The organism is Flavobacterium sp. A45 (genome assembly GCF_002001005.1).
In the GTDB taxonomy this organism is placed as follows: Bacteria; Bacteroidota; Bacteroidia; order Flavobacteriales; family Flavobacteriaceae; genus Flavobacterium.
The window spans coordinates 1-20,916 of the sequence record NZ_MUNX01000051.1; the positions used below are offsets into that span (position 1 = coordinate 1).

Annotated in this window: 15 protein-coding genes and 2 tRNA genes; 4 read left to right on the forward strand and 13 right to left on the reverse strand. The window is 33.7% G+C overall.

The window, feature by feature from the left end; all coding sequences use genetic code 11:
- A partial coding sequence (locus tag B0E44_RS02990; protein ID WP_217341289.1) for a helicase-related protein occupies positions 1–1,447 on the forward strand: 1,447 nt, incomplete at its 5' end.
- Between the two features lie 50 nt (positions 1,448–1,497).
- Here the strand turns inward: B0E44_RS02990 and B0E44_RS02995 are convergent.
- The 6 genes from B0E44_RS02995 to B0E44_RS03020 all read right to left on the reverse strand — a co-directional run bounded on the left by B0E44_RS02995 (position 1,498) and on the right by B0E44_RS03020 (position 8,153).
- Complete coding sequence (locus B0E44_RS02995; RefSeq protein WP_077370726.1) at positions 1,498–2,529, reverse strand: DUF3871 family protein; 1,032 nt, start codon at positions 2,527–2,529, stop codon at positions 1,498–1,500.
- Positions 2,510–3,373 (reverse strand): AAA family ATPase, encoded by an 864-nt coding sequence (locus B0E44_RS03000; protein WP_077370727.1) that lies wholly within the window; start codon positions 3,371–3,373, stop codon positions 2,510–2,512. The genes B0E44_RS02995 and B0E44_RS03000 overlap by 20 nt, the downstream gene beginning before the upstream one ends.
- Before the next feature lie 514 nt (positions 3,374–3,887).
- Positions 3,888–6,407: a DEAD/DEAH box helicase family protein gene (locus B0E44_RS03005; RefSeq protein ID WP_077370728.1), complete on the reverse strand. Its 2,520-nt coding sequence runs from the start codon at positions 6,405–6,407 to the stop codon at positions 3,888–3,890.
- A 53-nt stretch (positions 6,408–6,460) separates the two neighbouring features.
- Positions 6,461–7,681: a site-specific integrase gene (locus tag B0E44_RS03010; protein ID WP_077370729.1), complete on the reverse strand. Its 1,221-nt coding sequence runs from the start codon at positions 7,679–7,681 to the stop codon at positions 6,461–6,463.
- Between the two features lie 292 nt (positions 7,682–7,973).
- A tRNA-Met gene (locus B0E44_RS03015) sits at positions 7,974–8,046 on the reverse strand.
- Positions 8,047–8,080: 34 nt separating this feature from the next.
- A tRNA-Met gene (locus tag B0E44_RS03020) sits at positions 8,081–8,153 on the reverse strand.
- A gap of 117 nt (positions 8,154–8,270) precedes the next feature.
- On the opposite strand from B0E44_RS03020, the gene era reads away from it, so the two are divergent.
- Positions 8,271–9,152: a GTPase Era gene (era, locus tag B0E44_RS03025; protein WP_077370730.1), complete on the forward strand. Its 882-nt coding sequence runs from the start codon at positions 8,271–8,273 to the stop codon at positions 9,150–9,152.
- A gap of 258 nt (positions 9,153–9,410) precedes the next feature.
- On the opposite strand, the gene B0E44_RS03030 is transcribed toward era, so the two are convergent.
- Positions 9,411–9,974, reverse strand: a complete 564-nt coding sequence (locus B0E44_RS03030) for a hypothetical protein (protein ID WP_077370731.1) — start codon at positions 9,972–9,974, stop codon at positions 9,411–9,413.
- A 74-nt stretch (positions 9,975–10,048) separates the two neighbouring features.
- Here B0E44_RS03030 and der point away from each other — a divergent pair, with 74 nt between their 5' ends.
- Both der and B0E44_RS03040 read left to right on the forward strand, forming a co-directional pair.
- The gene (gene der / locus B0E44_RS03035) at positions 10,049–11,359 is read left to right on the forward strand and encodes a ribosome biogenesis GTPase Der (protein ID WP_077370732.1); all 1,311 of its coding nucleotides are present in this window, start codon (positions 10,049–10,051) and stop codon (positions 11,357–11,359) included.
- Between the two features lie 159 nt (positions 11,360–11,518).
- Positions 11,519–14,299 (forward strand): outer membrane beta-barrel protein, encoded by a 2,781-nt coding sequence (locus B0E44_RS03040; protein WP_077370733.1) that lies wholly within the window; start codon positions 11,519–11,521, stop codon positions 14,297–14,299.
- Between the two features lie 93 nt (positions 14,300–14,392).
- Here B0E44_RS03040 and B0E44_RS03045 read toward each other — a convergent pair whose 3' ends face one another.
- The 6 genes from B0E44_RS03045 to B0E44_RS03070 all read right to left on the reverse strand — a co-directional run bounded on the left by B0E44_RS03045 (position 14,393) and on the right by B0E44_RS03070 (position 20,716).
- Positions 14,393–14,623 carry a hypothetical protein gene (locus B0E44_RS03045; protein WP_077370734.1) on the reverse strand — a complete coding sequence of 77 codons (231 nt, stop codon included), beginning with the start codon at positions 14,621–14,623 and terminating at the stop codon, positions 14,393–14,395.
- A gap of 122 nt (positions 14,624–14,745) precedes the next feature.
- The gene (locus B0E44_RS03050; RefSeq protein WP_077370735.1) at positions 14,746–15,924 is read right to left on the reverse strand and encodes a chromate transporter; all 1,179 of its coding nucleotides are present in this window, start codon (positions 15,922–15,924) and stop codon (positions 14,746–14,748) included.
- A gap of 20 nt (positions 15,925–15,944) precedes the next feature.
- Positions 15,945–16,490 carry a hypothetical protein gene (locus B0E44_RS03055; RefSeq protein WP_077370736.1) on the reverse strand — a complete coding sequence of 182 codons (546 nt, stop codon included), beginning with the start codon at positions 16,488–16,490 and terminating at the stop codon, positions 15,945–15,947.
- A gap of 112 nt (positions 16,491–16,602) precedes the next feature.
- Positions 16,603–17,358: a DUF2490 domain-containing protein gene (locus B0E44_RS03060; protein WP_077370737.1), complete on the reverse strand. Its 756-nt coding sequence runs from the start codon at positions 17,356–17,358 to the stop codon at positions 16,603–16,605.
- A gap of 125 nt (positions 17,359–17,483) precedes the next feature.
- Positions 17,484–20,051 carry a TonB-dependent receptor gene (locus B0E44_RS03065; protein WP_077370738.1) on the reverse strand — a complete coding sequence of 856 codons (2,568 nt, stop codon included), beginning with the start codon at positions 20,049–20,051 and terminating at the stop codon, positions 17,484–17,486.
- A 251-nt stretch (positions 20,052–20,302) separates the two neighbouring features.
- Positions 20,303–20,716 carry an Rrf2 family transcriptional regulator gene (locus B0E44_RS03070; protein ID WP_077370739.1) on the reverse strand — a complete coding sequence of 138 codons (414 nt, stop codon included), beginning with the start codon at positions 20,714–20,716 and terminating at the stop codon, positions 20,303–20,305.
- Positions 20,717–20,916: the final 200 nt, after the last annotated feature.

The following is a 20,916-nucleotide window of genomic DNA, read 5'->3' on the forward strand; positions in this document are numbered from 1 at the left end:
TATTTATACACCAAATAAAGAGGCCTTTGATAGGACTACCCACCATAAAAAGCGGGGGTATTTAGAAGCTCTGGAAGAAAGAGAAAATAAGCTTTTTGAATTGTTATTAAATAATCGTTATGAACAATCAATTATTTACTGTTCATCACCTAATAGGGTTCGAGATTTATCTAAACGCTTTTTAAATTATATAGTTAAAAATGGAATAGAAAGTAATAGTGTAGAATTGGATATAAATGAGTGGATAAAAAATAACATATCTACAGATTGGAGTCTAATTAATCTCTTGAATCATAAAATTGGGATTCACGATGGAGCACTTCAAAAACATATTACTTCATCAATAATTAATTACTTTAATGACGGAAAACTTAATTTCCTTTTTTGTACTACAACAATAATTGAAGGAGTAAATACTAGTGCAAAAAATATAATTTTTTATGATTCAAAGAAGGGGAGAGACATACCAATTGATTTTTTTGATTATTCAAATATTAAGGGAAGAGCAGGAAGATTGATGATGCATTATACTGGCAATATCTATAATTTCAATCCTATTCCTACCGATACACAAATTACAATTGATATACCATTTTATGAACAAAATCCAATATCAAATGAGGTTTTAATTACGTTGTCAGATGATGAAGTCCTTAATAAGGAAACAGATCAATATAAAGCAATTAAAAATATTCCATTTAATGAAAAGGAAATAATAAAGAATAATGCTGTTGAAGTATTTGGTCAAAAAAATATAATAGATAAAATTAGACGTGATATTAATGCTAACTATAATTTGATTAGCTGGACACAAACACCTACATATAGAGAACTAGAATATTGTTTAAAATTAGGTTGGGATCATTTAATGAAGGATACTGAATCTAAATCACTAGGAATAGGACGGCTTATAAATAAAACATTTAATTATGGTATGCATCAAAATATGGCTCAATTAATTCAAAGTGATTTGACATATATAAATGAATGTGTTCAATATTATGATGAAAAAAATAATAATCCTGAACAAGAAGGGATTAATAAAAATAAATTCTCTTATGGTAAAAGATATTCTGAAATAAGTGACATAGAGATTAAGGAAGAGGTTATAATGTCTAACTTTCAAATTCATAAACATTGGTTTCAGTATAAAATACCTAAATGGCTCTCAGTAATTAATTCCATTCAGACATTTGTTTGCAATGAAAAAGGTCTTAGGCCAGGCAATTATAGCCATTACACTAATTTAATAGAAAACGAATTCTTAAGAGAAAATTTGACAATTTTATCGGAATTTGGTATTCCAAGTTCAGCAATTAGAAAGCTTGAAAATTTAATCCCTGCAAATATGTCACAAGATGATGTAATAAGTAAAATTAAAAATGAGAGAATTTATGATAATCCAATTTTTATAGAGTACGAGAAGAACAAATTGAAAAACAACTAGAACTTTATTGCCTGTATATAGCGCCCTACATTTAAATAGGGCGCTTTCATTCAACTCAAAAACCAATGATAGTTAGAGCTACCATTTAGTGTTTTTAACAAGCTATTTGAAAAGTCAAATGCATTTACATTCCTGTCTAGGAACGTGTCTATATAGCTTGATTTATTAGCTTGAGTAAAGAGATTATAGACATTCCAAAGGTTAATGTCTCCTTGTATATTTCTGCTGAAACTAGCATCCTCATAATAGTCTCTAGCTATAGTATTAATCTGCCCATCATTAAAAGATAGTGAAGGAATTCCCAACTTGTCCTTTTTAGGCAGATGCTGATACAATCTAGTTCTACCTAGTAATTGAGCAAACTGATGCTCTGTTAAAGTATGTTCAGAAAGTTGCTTCATTTGTCTTAGTTGTTTTTCAGCATTAAAGTTTTGTAGCACATCTAGAATCTTGCTTTGTAATTCCTGATAAGAGCTTACACGCATTTCTTCTACAAATCCATCACTTGTAACTGCTAGATTGCAACATACTTTAACCTGAAAGCCTATAAAGAACTTAAATTTTTCAAAGGATTTCTTGTTGTACAGGTTCTCTAGATTGTAGGATCTCACTCCTCCAATTGTCAGAGCTATTTCATTTCCATTGATAGTATCTACAATGCTAGGAATCCTAATAATGAAAGCCATTCTTTCAAAGTATTGTGTTTTCTCATGGTCTAGTAAGTCCCTAGCTTGCTTATTTATTGCATCAGGAGTTCTGCCCTTTATTTGGTGGCTAACTCTAATCTCAGGTTCATCAAATGCTTGATATGGGAATGCTCTGCTTGCACAACCTTGCGCAATCTCTATAAATTCCTGATGTGCTATTGTTCTTTCGTTGTCCTTAGAGAATACAGGTATTACACAGTCATTCTTTAAATGAGCTAGGTTAATTTCACTCGTATTTGCCTCAATGAAAGGTTTAGGAACAAATAGAGGCTTCGGGTTAATACTACTTTCTATTTCTAGGTTTTGAGGTGTGTTTAGCTGAAAAACAGGCTTTAGCTGTAACTCAGGCTCAATTTCAAGGATATGTGCTTCCATTGATGTTAGATTTTAAAGGGTTTAATAATGTTTCTTTTACACTGATTGTTTCTTTTTGAAGTTTAAAATCATAGTCTAATTCTTTTTGCCAACTGCTGTATTGATTATAGAGCTTTCTCAATTCTTCAACAGTTTTAGTGCTTTTAATCTTCTCTCTAGCCTCTTGTAAATTGGTTCCACTATTGCACCATTCTAGAATTTTCTTTCCGGTAAATGTGTTAATAATGAATTCCGGTTTACCCATAAACATGCCTGTTCTATCTTTAGAGGATACAGCAAAATGCTTTATATCCACATCAAACACAACTGTAAACTCATAGTCCAAACCATCTCTTTGCACAGCTTTTAATCCTACCTTCTCTGGAATGTATTTGCCATCTTTCTGATTTAGTACATAATCTTGTTTAGTCCTCATGGTAGCAATGATATGGACATCTGCTTGCATCATTTTATCAGTAAAGGATTTGTGCATAGGAGTAATTTTTCCCCAATTAGTAAAGGAGTTCCCTGACAAGTTTGAATGATAATCCAATAAGTAATCCCAACAATGACTTATACTGTCTAGAATGATTACCTCCATACCTGCATTGACACATACATCAATGGCTTTAATATAGTTTTCGGGTGTAAATGGTGGGGATAATGTCAGTACATTATATTGCCCAAGATGGGAATACAGATCGGCACTTCCATTTTCTGAATCTATAATGGCTACTTTAGAAAAGTCTCCATTAGTTAAACCTTGTGCTAAGAGTAAACTTGAATACGTTTTACCACTTCCAGCACTTCCTTGAAGAGCTAATTTGATTTTAGCTTTCTTCCTTTCTGAATGTCTTAATTGCATAAATAAAAATGTTTAAAATTGTTAATATTGAAATGAATAAAATATTTTTAGTAGACACATAAAGATTTGGCTATTAGCCATAAAGTGTCTTTGGAATGGTGTAAAGTGTTGAATGCCAAATTTAGAATCCTTACCTTTGTGGAAATAAAAGCTAAGTCCTTAGCAGGCTTCCTCCTCCAAGTTCGTGCGTTGTTAAATCAAAAGTCTTAGGTGGGGAAGATTTTAAAAGAAACCCTTGTAAGTTTTAGAAAAAGTTATTTCTTGGGATATTATTGTAGCTAGGAATATATAATTCACGTTTCTAGAAGTATGGATATCTAGGGTTAAAACTATATTATTTATTCAGACCTAGCGATATGAGTTGTGGAGGAATGTTTATTCTATGATTTTTATCTTTAGAAAAAGGAGATATTCTAGGATTATAGAAATGTAATCTAAAGAGAATCCTTCCAGTTTTGTATTCTTTCCTATATAAGAGGAATACAAGACTGGAAGGATTTTTAGATTCTAGTTTTTATGAAAAGACAAAATTTCCTTCTGTTATACTCAAAGTTTGTAAGTTCTCTTCTGGAATAATAATGCCAGCAGTATTGACTAGATCTATTAGTAAACTTGAATCTGATATGTCCAATACTTTTAAAATCTCTGTAACGTTAACATTAGTTTGGCTATTATTAATTCTTCTAGCTTTAGTGATAAAAAAATCTGTTTTTAAGTAACTGTAAAATGCTAAAGCTTTCTTTTCCAGAATTTGATTTTCAGGTCTTTCAAAGCTGTTTTTAAAATCAAAAATTTGATTTTTTAAGTAATAATCAGATTCTATTAAAGTAGTTATCATATTGTTGAATTTTGATTCTTCAGTTGGGAGAACAAAATCTTCATTAGGTTTGTTTGGAATATAAGTCACTGTATTTCTGCCAATAGTTATTGACTGTATTGAACTAATTACTTTTAGTCTAAAATAGTTTAATGATTTGTAGGCTATTACTAAGTCTTTTGTGTCTGGTGAAACTTCAGCTGAGGTTTCATCTATTCTTAAGGAATGGGCAATACAGCTATTAAAGTGATCTCCTCTGCTATACGTTGAATCAGTGAAATATCCTCTATTCTCAAATCTATTATTGAAAATAGCGTTGTTAGGATAAAGTTTTCTATGTATAAATGCTAATATTTGGGTTTCTAATATTTTTGAAGAATTTTGACTTATAACTACAGGTTTAGCTTCAGAACTAGCTTTAAAAAGTATTGTGTAATTTGAAAATATTTCATTTAATAATTTGTGAAAAATGTATTTGTCATTTATGGTCTGTCTTAAGTATATAAAATTATCATCATCAAAATAGTTATCAAAGAATTTTTCTAATTGCCATTGTATTTTGCCTTCTGTAAAATAGACAGGTGGTTTAATATTAATATATGTAAGGTTGCAGTTTATGAATTGATTTGTAAAAGCACCATAGGTAATGTATGCTGATAAGTCGCCACCAAAGATTTTATATTTTTGAGCTAAATAATTTTCTCCATCATTTAATTTGAATAATTTGTATTCAGGAAAATCTAGTCGTACTTTGTTTTCTCTATTTGTACTTTCTATGTGCTCAAAAGTGTCTTGTATGTTAGCCCTTAGCGTATTAGAATAAAAATTTTCTAATAGAGTGTCTTGTGAGTTTAGTGTATTATATTTAACTTTTGAATGACTATTAGTTGTTTCATTATGCTTTTGTACTAAATTGTAACAAGTCTCAAAAGCTTCTTTTTTTATACCTTCGGTAAAAGGTAGAGTATCATAATCAAATTCATCAGGCTTTGGAAGGATAATATGGATTTCTCCTTTTGCTCTTTTTCTAGCTAGTGCCTGAACTATAGAATTTGTTCCTCCTGAGAAAATTCCATAATAGTTTTTAAACTCATTTTTTGTTCCGTTTGGAGGAAATATTATTACAAAAGCGTGGTTTTCTTTTTCTATACTAACTCCTGTTTTGAAATTAGTACCTACATTAATTTTGTCTTTTCTGTATCTACTTTTTGGAATTCCTCTTTCAGTCCTTTGATTGTCTGTTAAATCTGATACGCATTTATTGATGTTTGATCCATACTTCTTAAACAATAGTTCCCCAACACCACTAGTTTTATTGATGCAGATTTCTTCCGCTAATTTTTTTGAATAACAAAGTATATCTATATTTAATCCTCGATCAATTATGTCTTCAACTACTCCAATTAGACTGCCTAATGTATTAGAGTATTTTCTTGCATGGTCATAATGTAGATGTAAAGAGCTTTGTTTTTCTAAAAATCTAGTTCTCGCGCATTCTATTATTTGTATTTTGTTATCTGTTAATTCAGCTAAGTATTCTATAACAACTTTTGAAGCTTCACAATATGTTGCACTTAGGATGATATTTTTGTGTATGATGTTTTTCCATTTCCATAAACTAAATACATACTTTTCTTTGAAGTTATGGTATGCATCATGTATTTCATCATAGATGAATACAGCTTTTGTGTCATTCCTTTGACAATGGCTTATTAGGCTATTTAGATAAATCCGTTTTTTTTCAGAATTAATAAAAGCATCTTCACCTGGATTACCTAATAGAGTATTTACTGTAATAATTTGAATTTTTCTTCCTATTGGATTAATGTCACTTGTTTCTCCAATGAAATTGTATTTGTAGATTTGAGAATCTGGTATGTCAGTTTTGTCTAAAATCTCTTGATAGTATTGTTCTACTAGACTTACAAAAGGGGATGCTACAAATATTAAATAATCTTGTTCGTCTTCATAAAATCTTTTAATAGTTTGAATAATTGCATATGATTTGCCATTGCCAACTCCTGCGTTTACCACTATGGTATTTTGATGCTCTAGGCTTATCTGATCTTGTAGAGCTTCATTTATAAACCCCTGTTCATTAGGTTGAATAATAATTTTTTCTCTGTTATTCTCAACTTCAAAATATGGGAAATCACTCGGATTTATTTCTTTAAACTCAATAGGGAAATCTTGAAAATGTATGTTTGGTAATTCCATAAAACTAAAAATTAACTGTGTTGTAAAAATAGACAACACAGTTAAATATTGAGTTATTTCAGACTCAATTTTATATTTAATTTAGCCATATGCTCACTTACTTTGCTTTGTACTACTTTGGCATAGTGCGCTTGTGTTACACTCATCTTTGAATGCCCTAGTAGCTCAGAAACAATTTCCATAGGTACATCATTGTATAAGAGTACTGTAGTGGCAAAAGTTTTCCTCCCAATGTGATGAGTTAGGTTCTTTTCAAAGCCTAAAATTTCAGCTATTTCTTTGAGGTAGGAGTTGAATTTTTGATTAGTAATGATTGGCAATAATTTATTATGCCTAGAAATATTGGATTTGTATTTGTCTAATATCTCTTTAGCCTTAGGTAATAGCGGTACTTTAAACTGTTTTTTGGTTTTTTGTCTGTACATGTCAATCCATGTTTTGTTGTCAAATCCCTTTACTATGTTCTTTTTAGTTAAACTTGACATTTCACTATAGGCTAGACCTGTATAGCAACAAAAAATGAACATATCACATACTTGTTGCAACCTAACTTGTGAGAATTTATGGTTTTCAAGTTCCTTGAGTTCCTTAGGAGTTAGAAAAACAACTTGAGTCTCTACTCTTTTAGGTTTGTATAGTAGGAAGGGATCTGTAATTATAAATCCTTCTGAAAGAGCTAGCTTTATGATCTTTCTAAGTCTTTGGATGCTCTTGTTTATTGTGATCTGTTTATGCTTTTTCTCTGATTTAAGATAGATCTCAAACTCGTGTAAAAACTTTAAACTAATATCTACTAGGTTGATGTCCTTTTTGTTGTATTTATACTTTAGGAAATCTGTAGTATGGCTTTTGGCTTCAATGAATTTAGAATGTGTGCTTTTAGAGTATTCTATACCAATAAGCTTTTTCATGGAGTCATTGTGTATTTCAAAGACTTCTATTAGTTTTTTCTCAACCTTGATGTTCTCTCCTTTGTATTGCAGGTAAATATCATCTGCATCAAATGTGTTTTTTTGGACTTTTAGAAATAAAAAAGCCTGATTAATATCTTGTTTAATCAGGCTAAGTTGTGTGTTTATATAACTATTAGAATCATTCGGGGGATTTGCTATTTGCAAGGTGTTTTCCCAATGATTAGGATTAATGAATAATCCAGTGGAGAATATCTTTCTTATTCCATTGAATGTAAGTCTACATCTAATAGGGGCTTCTCCTTTTGCATTTATTCTTGTGTTGTTTGTTAAGAATAGGATCTTCAATATGTTATGGTTCATGATGTGTAGTTTTTTTAATGTGTACCTAGACTTTTAGTGATGTGTACCTTAATGTGTACCTTGAATGTGTACCTTGAATGTGTACCTGTGGTTGGGTCTAATGTTTTAAAGAATGGTAAAAAGGGGACAATTAAAAATTGTGTACCTAGAAAAATAAAAAATGTGTACCTACAAGTGTACCTAGTTTTTAAGATAATAGTATAAAGTTTGGATAACGAAGGATAGGGAAGTAGTGTAACCCCTTGATTTTAGGGTATAAAAAAAGCTCCAGATTTCTCTGAAGCTTTTCTAGTAGCGGGAACAGGACTCGAACCTGTGACCTTCGGGTTATGAGCCCGACGAGCTGCCTACTGCTCTATCCCGCGATGTGCGTTTTGTAATCTCAATAAGGCTACTTAGTAGCGGGAACAGGACTCGAACCTGTGACCTTCGGGTTATGAGCCCGACGAGCTGCCTACTGCTCTATCCCGCGTTGTTTCGGGTGCAAAGATACGCTGAATTTATATAAAAACAAGGAAAACTTAAAAAAATGTTTTATTTCCTGTATTGACTTGATATAACTACCTTTGCAGCATAAATTATAATAGAAATGTCACATAAAGCAGGTTTTGTAAACATCATAGGGAATCCAAACGTTGGGAAATCAACGTTAATGAACGCCTTTGTTGGTGAAAGGTTATCAATTATTACGTCAAAAGCACAAACAACACGCCATAGAATTCTTGGAATTGTAAACGGAGAAGATTTTCAAATGATCTTGTCGGATACACCTGGTATCATTAAACCAGCTTACGAAATGCAGGAATCGATGATGAACTTTGTGAAGTCTGCTTTTGAAGATGCCGATGTTTTAATCTATATGGTTGAAATTGGAGAGCAGGAATTGAAAGACGAAGCTTTTTTTAATAAAATTATCCATTCTAAAATTCCGGTTTTGTTATTGTTAAACAAAATTGACAATTCGAATCAAGCGCAGTTGGAAGAGCAAGTGGCTTTTTGGACTGCCAAAGTTCCTAATGCAGAAATATATCCTATATCGGCTTTGCAGAATTTTAATGTACCTGAAGTTTTTCAAAGAATCATTTCATTGTTACCGGAATCGCCAGCGTATTATCCAAAAGACCAATTGACGGATAAACCAGAACGTTTCTTTGTAAATGAAACAATCCGTGAAAAAATATTATTGAACTACAGCAAAGAAATTCCATACGCAGTAGAAATCGTAACCGAAGAATTTTTTGAAGATGAGAATATCATCCGCATTCGTTCTTTGATTATGGTGGAACGGGAGACTCAAAAAGGAATCGTTATTGGTCATAAAGGTGCTGCTTTGAAAAAAGTGGGAATGGATGCCCGTGTGGATTTGGAGAAATTCTTCGGAAAGCAAATCCATATTGAATTATATGTGAAAGTCAATAAAAACTGGAGAAGCAACGCAAATATGTTGAAGCGTTTTGGTTATAATCAATAAATGTTGATTCGGTAATTCGGTTATTTGTTTAATCGAATGTTGGAAATTTAATTTTAAAGTAAAAAATATAAAATCAGTATTGGAATTTGTTCTAATGCTGTTTTTTTTTAGCCCAGATCGAAATGGAAACCCCGGAGTGAAAAAAGGTTGTTGTTCCTGTGGTTGCTGAGCGACCGGAGGAAGCTCGTGCAAGCGCATTGGAACAACTCCTTTTTTGAACGAGGAGTTGCAATGGAGAGCTGGATTGGCTACAAATTATTAAGATTCTAGGATTTCTAAAAATACTTTTTCGATATCGTTCATTTGCTTTTCGCCGTTGCTTCGGATTTGTTTGGCAATGACATACAGCAAGAACCAAGCGAAAACCATCAGGGACATCACAACGAAATCAACTGTTGTGGATTCTTTTAGGATGTAATGAGAGTAGGCGATACCGCAAAATATGATAAAAGTTCCTGCTATCATAAAATGCAAAAACATAAAAAATGTCCATAAGTTGGGGTCGGGTCCAAACAATCCTCGAATGTGAGTTTGGTTTTCGCCTTTGGATTCCATTTCAAGGTGTAAATGTGGTGACCAATAGGCTTTTTTGGGGCCTTTGATGTTGATCCAAATGTGGTATTCTTTTATTTTTAGGATGAAATCCAGAGAATTAGTAGTGGTGAAATGAATAAATTTTTGGCGCAGTGAATCGATGTCCTGATTGACTTCTTTATAGAAACGCAAACGCAAACGGATCTCATTATTGGTGTCCATGAAATTAGAAATGAAGAGGTTAAGTGAACAAGCTGTGGCGAATATACCAAAAAAATTGATATTCATGGTTTTAAACACTACCTTTGCAACCCGAAACTGGAAAGCAGTATTCGGGAGAAATAAATATTTGAATTTATATTATGAACAATATTGTTGCGATAGTAGGAAGACCTAATGTAGGGAAATCAACCCTTTTTAATAGGCTGATACAAAGAAGAGAAGCTATTGTAGATTCCGTTTCTGGGGTTACCAGAGATAGAAACTACGGTAAAAGCGAGTGGAACGGAAAAGAGTTTTCTGTGATTGATACGGGAGGATACGTTCGTGGATCGGATGATGTTTTTGAAGGGGAGATCCGTAAACAAGTAGAATTGGCCATCGATGAAGCCGACGTTATTATATTTGTGGTAGATGTTGAAGAGGGGATTACACCGATGGATGATGTTGTTGCCCGTTTGTTGCGTAAAGTGACTAAGCCTGTTTTATTGGCTGTAAACAAGGTAGATAATGCCATGCGTGAAAAAGACGCTCTTGAGTTTTATAACCTTGGTTTAGGAGAATATTTCACATTTGCCAGTATTTCGGGAAGTGGAACTGGAGATTTATTGGATGCTTTGATTGAAGCTTTTCCAGTGAAACCAGAGCCTGTTCAAGAAGAGGTAGTTTTGCCTCGTTTTGCTGTGGTAGGTCGTCCGAATGCAGGAAAATCTAGTTTTATCAATGCATTGATTGGTAAAGAACGTTTTATGGTAACTGATATTGCGGGTACTACTCGTGATGCGATTGATACAAAATTTGACCGTTTTGGTTTTGAATTCAACTTGGTAGATACGGCAGGTATTCGTCGTAAAGCGAAAGTGAAAGAAGATTTGGAATTTTATTCGGTAATGCGTTCAGTTCGTGCGATTGAACATGCCGATATTTGTATTTTGGTAATAGACGCCACTCGTGGATTTGAAGGGCAGGATCAAAGTATTTTTTGGTTGGCAGAGAAAAACCGTAAAGGTGTTGTAATCCTTGTGAATAAGTGGGATTTGGTTGAAAAAGATACCATGTCAACCCGTGATTACGAAGAGAAAATCAAAAAAGAATTAATGCCATTTACGGATGTGCCTATTCTTTTTGTTTCGGCTTTGACAAAACAACGTTTGTTGAAAGCATTGGAAGCGACTGTTCAGGTTTTTGAAAATAGAAAGCAACATATTGCAACCTCAAAATTCAATGAATTTATGTTGAAAGTGATTGAAGCTTATCCGCCACCTGCAACCAAAGGGAAATATGTGAAAATTAAATATTGTATGCAGTTGCCAACACCAACTCCTCAGTTTGTGTTTTTTGCCAATATGCCCCAATATGTTAAGGAGCCTTACAAACGTTACCTTGAAAATAAAATTAGAGAAAAATGGGACTTCTCAGGAGTGCCAATCGATATTTATATTAGAGAAAAATAAAATTGAAATCCCGAGCAATCGGGATTTTTTATGGTATAATAGCTTGTTAGTTAGATGGTTTAATGGGGTTCGTGGTTTTGTGTTTAGAAATCACGAAAGTCCTATTAAACCATTTTTGCGTTTTGATGTCTTATAGGCTCATTCTATATAAATTTTTTTATGTTTAAATTTTTGCCTTTTTTATTTCTGCTTCAGTTCTTTTCTGTTGTTAATGCGCAAAATAGTATTGCTATAAAAGGAGGGATCTACGATTCCAATACTAAAGCTCCATTATCTGGTGCAACGGTTTATTTTTCAAATGTAAAGGACTCCACCGTAATAGAATACACTACTACCGATAAAAACGGCCTTTTTAAATTCAATATTAAAAAATACGACAAACCTTTTTACTTAAAAATTAACTTTATGGGTTACAAATCCCATGTTGAAAAACAAAATGGAATTTTGGCAGATAAGGATTTTGGTAAATTATACCTGTCTCAAAACGCAAACGAATTGGAGACTGTTGTCATAAAAAATGATGCTCCGCCAATCCGTGTAAAAAAGGATACTTTAGAGTTTAATGCCACTTCCTATAAAGTGCGCCCTGATGCCAATGTAGAAACTTTGTTGAAACAATTGCCTGGGGTTGAAGTGGACAATGATGGAAAAGTAAGCGTAAACGGGAGAGAAGTAACGCAGTTTTTGGTAAACGGAAAAACATTTTTTGATAAAGACGGCGCTGTAGTTCTAAAAAATTTACCGGCTGACATAATTAGTAAGGTTCAAGTTTCTGATTTTAAAACCAAAAAAGAAGAACTATCCAAACAAGCATCAACTTCTGATAATTCCAGCATAAATTTTACTATCGATGAAAAGAAAAACAAAGGCTATTTTGGAAAATTTCTAGGAGGATATGGAACGGATGACCGTTACGAAGCTAGTTTTTTATTGAATTATTTTAATAACAAACAAAAAATAAGTCTGTTGGCTTCTTCCAATAATATCAATTCGACGGGTTTTACGATGGATGATGTATTTGATAGTATGGGCGGTGGAAGAAACAACAGAGGTGGAAATAATAGGGGAGGTGGAGTGACTAACGGAAAAGGGATAACAGAATCTAATTTGGTCGGACTTAATTATAACGATGAATGGTCTAATAATTTTCTAGCGATGGGGAGTTACAATTTTTCGAATACTGTAACTAAAAATGAAAGCAAGTCCAATCAGGCCAATTTCTTGCCCACAGGCACTATTTTTACCGAGTCTGATTCGAAAACCAGAAATGAGAATACCGCAAATAAAGCAAACTTTGAGTTTGAGTATAAAGTAGATCCTGATACCCGAATTGTTTTTACCCCAAAAGTGGAACAAACCCGCTCGAACAGTCTTTCTGAGTCTTCCAGTTATTCTGTTGATGAAAATGAGCTGGCCTTAAATGAGAGTAAATCGAAATCGTATAAGGAGAATACAGCAACTAATTTTGGCAATACTATAAATTTCAATAAAGCTTTCGAAAAAAAATCCCGTAATCTAAGTTTTGTTTTCAATAACAATAATACCAAAAGTGATTCAGATGCTTTAAATGTTTCTGAAACAATTTTTTATCAAGACGGACGTCCCAATGATTTAAGAAATCAAAACGGCAAGACTGATAATACTTCCGATTCGTATTCGACCGATATTGAATTTATAGAACCAATAACGGATTCGTTAAGGATTCGTTTGGGTTCGGATTTCGATTGGTCAAACACGGTAAACGATGTCAAAACATACGATTATGATGCAAGTACGGATAGCTATTCTGTCCTTAACGGAGCATTAACAAATTACACAACTTCGAGACAAAATTCTATTACCCCGAAAGTAGGGTTAACTTTTGAAAAAAATAAATTCAGTTTTAATTTGAATTCCCGTACATCGATTGTCGATTTTGACAATCATTCCTTCTACCTAAACAAAAACACTGATTTGAACCAGAAATATATTTTGCCGTATGGGAGCGCTCAAATTAGGTATACGTTGGACAGAACAAAAGGACTTACGATAAGATATGAGTATTCCAATAGTCTTCCTTCATCAGACCAACTATTGCCAGTGGCGAATTTGTCCAATCCTTTGAATTCGATTATTGGAAATCCAAATTTGGATACTAATAAAAAAAACAGTGTCAACATCAATTACAGAAATTTTGATATGCGTACTCGTTCGGGTTATGGTTTGTATGCGAGAGGGGATTTCTTTGACAGTGAAATTGTTTCTATTTCAAACTATGATGCCAGCGGTAAAAGAATTACGACTTATAAAAATGTTTCTGGAACTTATTCCACTTCTATAGGCGGGAATTGGGGGCAATCCATAAAAAATGACGCGCATGTTGTCAGATATGGTTTAGGATTAAACGGAAGTTATTCTTTGGACAAAGGATTTACGAATGATGTTTTGTATGATGCAAAATCTTTGGGAGTTTCTCCTAGAGTGCATATGAGTTATGATTATGGTGAGCTACTTACGGTAGCTCCTTCGTATAGTTTGTCTTACAGTGAATCCAGATATACCAATTCTTCATTGGATGCCAGCTCAAATGTGGTACACAAAATTAATTTGCAAACCACGAGTTATTGGCCCTCAAATTGGATTTTGGGTAATGATTTTGGCTATACGTACAATTCTAATATTTCGGATGATTTCAAAAAAGATTTTTATTTATGGAATACGAGTTTATCGTATGTTTTTTTGAATAAAGCAATGGCTTTAAAGGTGAAAGTGTATGATATTTTAAATCAGAACCAAAGTGCCACAAGAACTATATCGCCAACTACAATTCGCGATGAGGAAAACACCGTTTTGAAAAGATATGTGATGTTTTCTTTGTCTTATAAACTGGGTAGTTTTGGAGGAAATAACCGTCCTAAAGGAAGAATGATGGGTGGAGATGATTCGAATAGGCAATTTTAACCCATAGGCGGACTCCCTGTATTAAGCAAGAAAAGTATAAACAGGAAAGGATTGTGTTTGGATTTTTTTGTTTTATTCTGAAAGTACGATTTCCTAGTGCACCAAATTTTTCTTAGAGTTATCTTGATACCAATCTTTAAATTTTTTGTTTGTTTTGTATCCCTCATCGTGCAAAACGGTAAAAATTAAAAGCAGCATTAAACATATTCCCAAAAAAGCCATACCTATTATTGCAGGAAGAAATAGCTCTGTTTGACATAGTATCGCAAAAACTACAACATAGATTGTGGTAAACCACATAAGATTAATTCCAAAATTTTTCATGGCTCTAACTTTTCTATTAAAGTTACGGTCTATTTTTACAAAATTTAGTTAATTGATGAATAATCTATTCTTAAAATTGGATTGATATGCTAGCGTAATTTAGGACTACTTTTTTTATGAAATTATATAAGTTTGAGTAAAACTCCCAAAAGTGCAGCAATACAAATGATATGAGGCTCTTGTATTTTTTTGACATAAATGAGAATAAGAACAGTTCCAGTCGCAATTATTACTGTCGGTATATCTACAATGGTTCGGAGGGAAATTACAATTACAGCACCGACTAAAGCACCAATTACTCCGGCAGTTATTCCGTCAACAAATGCTTTGATGCTCTTGTTTTGAGAAATCTTTTTAAAATAAGGAGCAGGAATAACGGTAAATAAATAACAAGGGAGAAAAACTCCCAAAGCAGCAACGCTAGCACCAGTAAATCCTGAAACTAAATAGCCTATGAATCCTACAGAGATTACGACTGGTCCAGGGGTAATCATGGCTACAGCTACGGCATCGACAAATTGATTTTCGGTTAGCCATCCATGCTCGTTGACTACTCCAGCATGCAGAAAGGGAACAATAGCCAGTCCGCTTCCAAAAACAAATGCTCCAGCTTTGATAAAAAACCAGGCAAGGTCTCCTAGTTTTCCAAGTTCTATAGCCGAGAATCCAGCTGTTGAAAGAAAAAAGAAAGAAGCTGTTTTAGGACGTTTAATCCATTCGGGAGGTGCTTTTACGATCATGTAGATAAAACCTAAAGCTACAAACAGAAGCAGTTCTTCTTTTTGGGTTACAGCTGTAAGAATGGTTGCGGTAATGTAAAATATCCAGAGAAGCCAGTTGCTTTTTATTGCAGGAACTTCAAATTTACTAATGGATTTAATTGTCAGTTTATAAGAACTCAAAACAATTATACCAATTACTGCAGCGCTTATGCCATAGAAAATGGCTTGCATCCAGGGTAAACCTCCATACGCTTGATAGGCAATGCCTAACAAAACAACCATTATGAAAGAAGGGAGGATAAAGGCTAATCCAGAAAGGGTGGCTCCTAAAACACCAAAGTGTACAAACCCAATATAAATTCCCAATTGGGCCGCCAAAGGACCTGGCGCTAATTGGGACAGTGCCAATCCTTCTTTAAAGTCGGAATCGTTAATCCATTTTTTATCCTCGACCAAATCACGATGCATATAACCTACCAATGCAACGGGGCCTCCAAAACCTGTTGTGCCTAGTTTTAGAAAATATTTTATTAAATCAAGTAGAGTATAACTGGGCTGTTTTTTTATGGTTTCAGACATAGTTTTGGTGTTAAATGATTTTAAAACGAGATTCCAAATTGCAAACCTAACGTTACTGAAGCAGGTTTGTCATTTCCAAATCGTACCGGAACAGGCACCGATACATAATAATTGTAGTCTTTATGTATGCCGATTGCTTTGCTCAAAACAGGCGTAAAACCGTATCGACCCGATGTCTCAAAAGCAACTCTGCCAGCAAAAGTTAATTCATGTTTTAATCGAACAAGTATTCCTGGGTGAATTAATACACTGTTGACTTTACTGAGTCCATCATCGGTTTTAATTGTTGGAACTATTTCGAATGAAAAACCAATGCTTTTATTTTTCCATACATTTATGGCAATCGGCATCCCGACTATATAGTAATCTTTAAAATTGGTGGTCGTTTCTTCCGATGAAAAGGTGACTATCGGATGAACAATACCCACAGTAGCTTTTATTTTTGGAAAAACTTCTACTTCGTTTTGGGCGTATGATTTTGAAGTTAAAGAGGTTAAAATTACCAAGAGCATAATTGTGACAATGCTCAAATTTGTTGTTTTATTTATGGAGTATTTTTTTTTCATCTATTAAAAGTTAAATTTAATGTTCTTTAAAAAACAAGTGCCATTTTTCCTAAAACAAACAAATGAAAAACAGAATAAAACAACTTCATTTTGGATGAAACTCCTTATAAGTTTAATTAATCTGTGACTTCTGTTTTTCTTTCAGTTTTATTTTGTGAAATAAGGTAAACCTAATAATGTCTCTATCAAAATAATCAACACCACTTGCGCGTTGTTGGAAACTGTTTAAATAACCCAATTCTAATGCAATATTTTTATTAATGCCGTATTGGATAGCGGCGTAAATTCTGTTTTGGTCAAAAGTGTTATGAACAATGCTTTCACCTGCGTTAATCATTAGTTCATCATATACAATGGCTTTGAGATACTGGCTTTCTTTTTTCCAGCAGCAATATTCCCCTTGAAGACGGTATCTAAATCTCCATGTAAAAGTGGTTCCCGGTTGCAGTCCATTTTTGTCAGCATTTTTAAAAAACCGTTCCTCAACTTGAAATCGCTGAATTAGTGAAAAATTTCCAAATTCCTGTTTCCAAGTAATATCCTGTTGTCCTCTGTATTCGGGTGTTCTAAAGTCATTATTGACTTCTGGATTTTGTGTTGCTACAGAGAAATAGGCATACCCCGCACCAATATCTATTTTACTATTAATTTTATATCGACCATGCACCCTTAATAGATATAAATTTTCTTCTGTAGGGTTCAAAAATATCCGATTGTCAAATTCACTATGTATTGACCATTTGTTATTTATGGTAAATTGATTGTAATATCGTGTCCAGATTAGGCTTTGATGATCTATGTTTTTTTCTGTTTGCGCATTGGAAGCATAATATATTAACAATATGCAAAAGAGTCTTATGGTTCTCATAGAGTTTATTTCATTTTTGCAAATGTAAATAAACTCTATAAAAACAGTAGGTTATATTTTGTATTTAAAAAAGCTGACTCTTAATAGAGCAATAAGTTTTATATATTTCTTTCCAATCTTTGAAATTATAGTGCGTAACGAAGTGTAATTCCGTATGTTCTTTGATCTCCTATTACACCAGCATATTGTCCTGAATTTCCACCAGCTGGCAGTAATTGCTCATAATAATCTTTGTCTAAAAGGTTACGTCCCCAAAAGTGAACAGATAATCCTTCGGAAGCGCGGAACCCTATACGGCCATTAAAAATTGCATAGCCGGGAACCACTAAATATTTAGAAGCTGATGGGCTTGATGAGAACTCTGAACGGGCATAACCATCTAGAGCTACAAAGAATTTTCCTGCGTTTGCAAAGAATTTTGCATTTTTTGTATATTCTCCGCTTAAGCTTCCTGCCCATTTTGAAACTCCAGGTAAATTAGAACCTGATACATCTTTAAAGGATACTGGAGATCCAGTTTCTTCAAGAGGAAGAGGAGCATTTGTAAATTTAACATACTTACCGTCGCTATACGTTGCGGCTCCATTGAAGTTGAAATGTTTGTTAAGAATAAAACTGAAATCTAATTCCACGCCTTGTACACGCACTTCATCAGCATTAGCAAGATAACCGCGGTTTACTCCCAATTCAGCTGCCTGAACATTGGTTTGGAAATCTTTGATGTTTGTGTTAAAGTATGTCAAGTTCAATATTGAATATGCAATTGGAGAAGTTTTTACTCCAAACTCATAATGGGTAACATCTTCTGGCTTCACTGTTGCAAGATCGCCTAAAGTTTGTCCCGCAGGCGGAGTAGGAAGTCCAGCTACATTCACTCCAATAGGTTTGTAGCTTTTTGCAAAAGTTCCATAAGCATTGATTTTATCTGATGCTTTGTAGGATACAGTTATATTTCCAGAGAAGTCAGTATCATCATTATCTGATGAGAAGTTTTGATCGGTATAAACTTTCTTTTTCAAGGCAATTAATGCAGGATCAGTGGTTTGAAGTCCTCCGTATGTTTTACGGTCATAATCTGCATCTTTCTTGTCGTAATTGTATCTTAAACCTGGTAATACGTGTAAACGCTCAGTTACAGCCCAGTCTAATTGACCAAATACCGCTGCACTAGTTGAATGTATTTGAGCATCTGTATGGATTCCATATCCTTCAAAAAGACCTGGAGTTTTCCATAATGCAGTATTTGCTGGAGTAAAGGAGTCCTGAGCAAATCTCCATTGTGCGTTACCGGATTCCTCTGTACCTTTTGTTTTTGATGTCTGGTCAATATAAAATACTCCGGCAACACCGCTTATTTTAGATGTAATCTGACCTGCGTAACGTACCTCTTGGGTAAATTGAGTTTGTCTAGATGGATTTTGTGATTTTGCAAGTTGTTGCAAACCTGTGAAATCTCTGTCATTCGATGGATCCCAAGTCCAGAATCTCCATGCAGTTGTTGATGTAAGTGTACCGTTTCCAATTTTCGTATCCACATTAAGTGACCCTCCGCCCAAATCCTGTCCTGAACGCCATGGGGTGTCATGGTCAATTTTACGATCGAAAGCATTTAAGCTTGGAAGCTGGTAGTTTAAATCAGCAATAATGGCGTTAAATTGACGCTGTGGAACTCTATTTGTTGGAGCAACACCTGCAACTACTTGAGCATATCCGTCATTATGCTGTGTTGTGATATCTCCTGCTAACGTAATGTTTGTGTTTTCAGTTGGAGTAAAAAGCAATTGACCTCTAATACCTTGATTGTTCAGCGTGTTTGTTGGCTTTCCTGTTCTGATATTATCGATAATACCATCACGTTGTGTACCTGAAAATGACAATCTACCAGCAACTTTTTTACCCAAAGCTCCTGTAACCGAAGCTTTAGCCTGAAGATATGCATAATTACCGTAACTCACTTCGAAGTCTGCACCTGTGTTGAAGCTTGGTTTGCGGGAAGTTATGTTAAAAGCACCCGAAGTTGTGTTTTTACCAAACAAAGTTCCTTGCGGTCCGCGTAATACTTCAATTCTTTCTACATCGATAAAATCTAGAGTAGTTGCCGCAGGGCGGGCATAATACACGCCGTCAACATAAAAACCAACACCTGGATCGATACCGTCATTGGTTAGACCAAATGGTGATCCAAGACCGCGAATATTAATCCCAGTGTTTCTTGGGTTTGAAGAATAAAGCTGTACAGATGGAACCAATTCTTTTATACGGTTTACGTTGAAAGCGCCTGTTTGTTCAGCTTGCTTGCCCGTAACAACCGATACTGCGATAGGAATATCTTGTGCTTTTTCTATTCTGCGTCTTGATGTTACAACTACTTCAGACAATACTTTTTCTTCACCAGTGCTAATAGTTATTTGTAAAGGTTTAGCAACTGTTGGCAGTTCGTTTATTTTAATTTCTTTTGTTGTGTAACCTAAGTATTGTACAATGATTGTAAATGGAAGCGTTTTGGCTTCAATGCTAAAATTACCATTAGCATCAGTAGTTGATGAATTAGTAGTTCCTTTTAGAACTATATTAACGCCTTCTATAGGAGAGTCTTGATCGTTTTTTACAACTCCTTGTAAAAGGTTTTGACCATATGAAGTCGAGAAAATTAGTAAAAAGAATAAGCTTGAAATTGATTTTATAGTTCTCATTAGTATGTATATTATATGTAATTAGTAGAATTTAAATTAAATTTTTTTATAATCTAGACATGCACATACAACACATTATGAAACGTTTTTTTTCTAAGAGAGAGAAATTTACTCTGTCGTTACTTTTCCTGACAGCATTGGTTTTGGTTTGATTTGTTTGCATTTTTTTATTTTTGATATTAATCATACGTTAAACTCAGTGCAAAAATATATAAATTCTATCAATTTAGTGTAATTTGAAAAATATTTTTTTATTTTTTTACCAATGAGGCTATTGTAATGCCCTGCATGGCTTTCAAAGTTTCATCACGAATAGCCATCAATCCGTGTCGCAATGCGCATTCCGACTCGCTTACACAATCCGAACAGCGCTCGTAAAAATTTAAAGAGGCACAGGGAAGTAATGCGATTGCACCGTCAAATAAGCGGTGAATATCGGCCAAAGTAATCGTTTCTTTGTCTTTTAAAAGGTAATATCCGCCATATTTTCCTTGTTTGCTACCTACGAAATGTCCTCTTTTTAAATCCAAAAGAATTTGTTCCAAAAACTTTTTAGGAATATTGGCTCCTTCAGCAATTTCAATAGTTCTTGAAATATGATTTTCATCCTGTTCTGCTAAATAGAGAAGTGCTTTAAGAGCATATTTGGTTTTGTGTGAAAGCATTATGGGTGAATTAACGGTTAAAACGAATACAAGAATGGCTGAATTCTGTTCTTTTAAATTATTTAAGAATCAAATATAGCTTTTTTTTTAAATTTTTAAAACTTATTCAAAATAGTTAGAGAGCTTGGTATTTGAATTAAAGGCTATATGTTAAAGTTTTTGTAAGTAATTTTATGGTTAATTAATAAATCATGTAATTA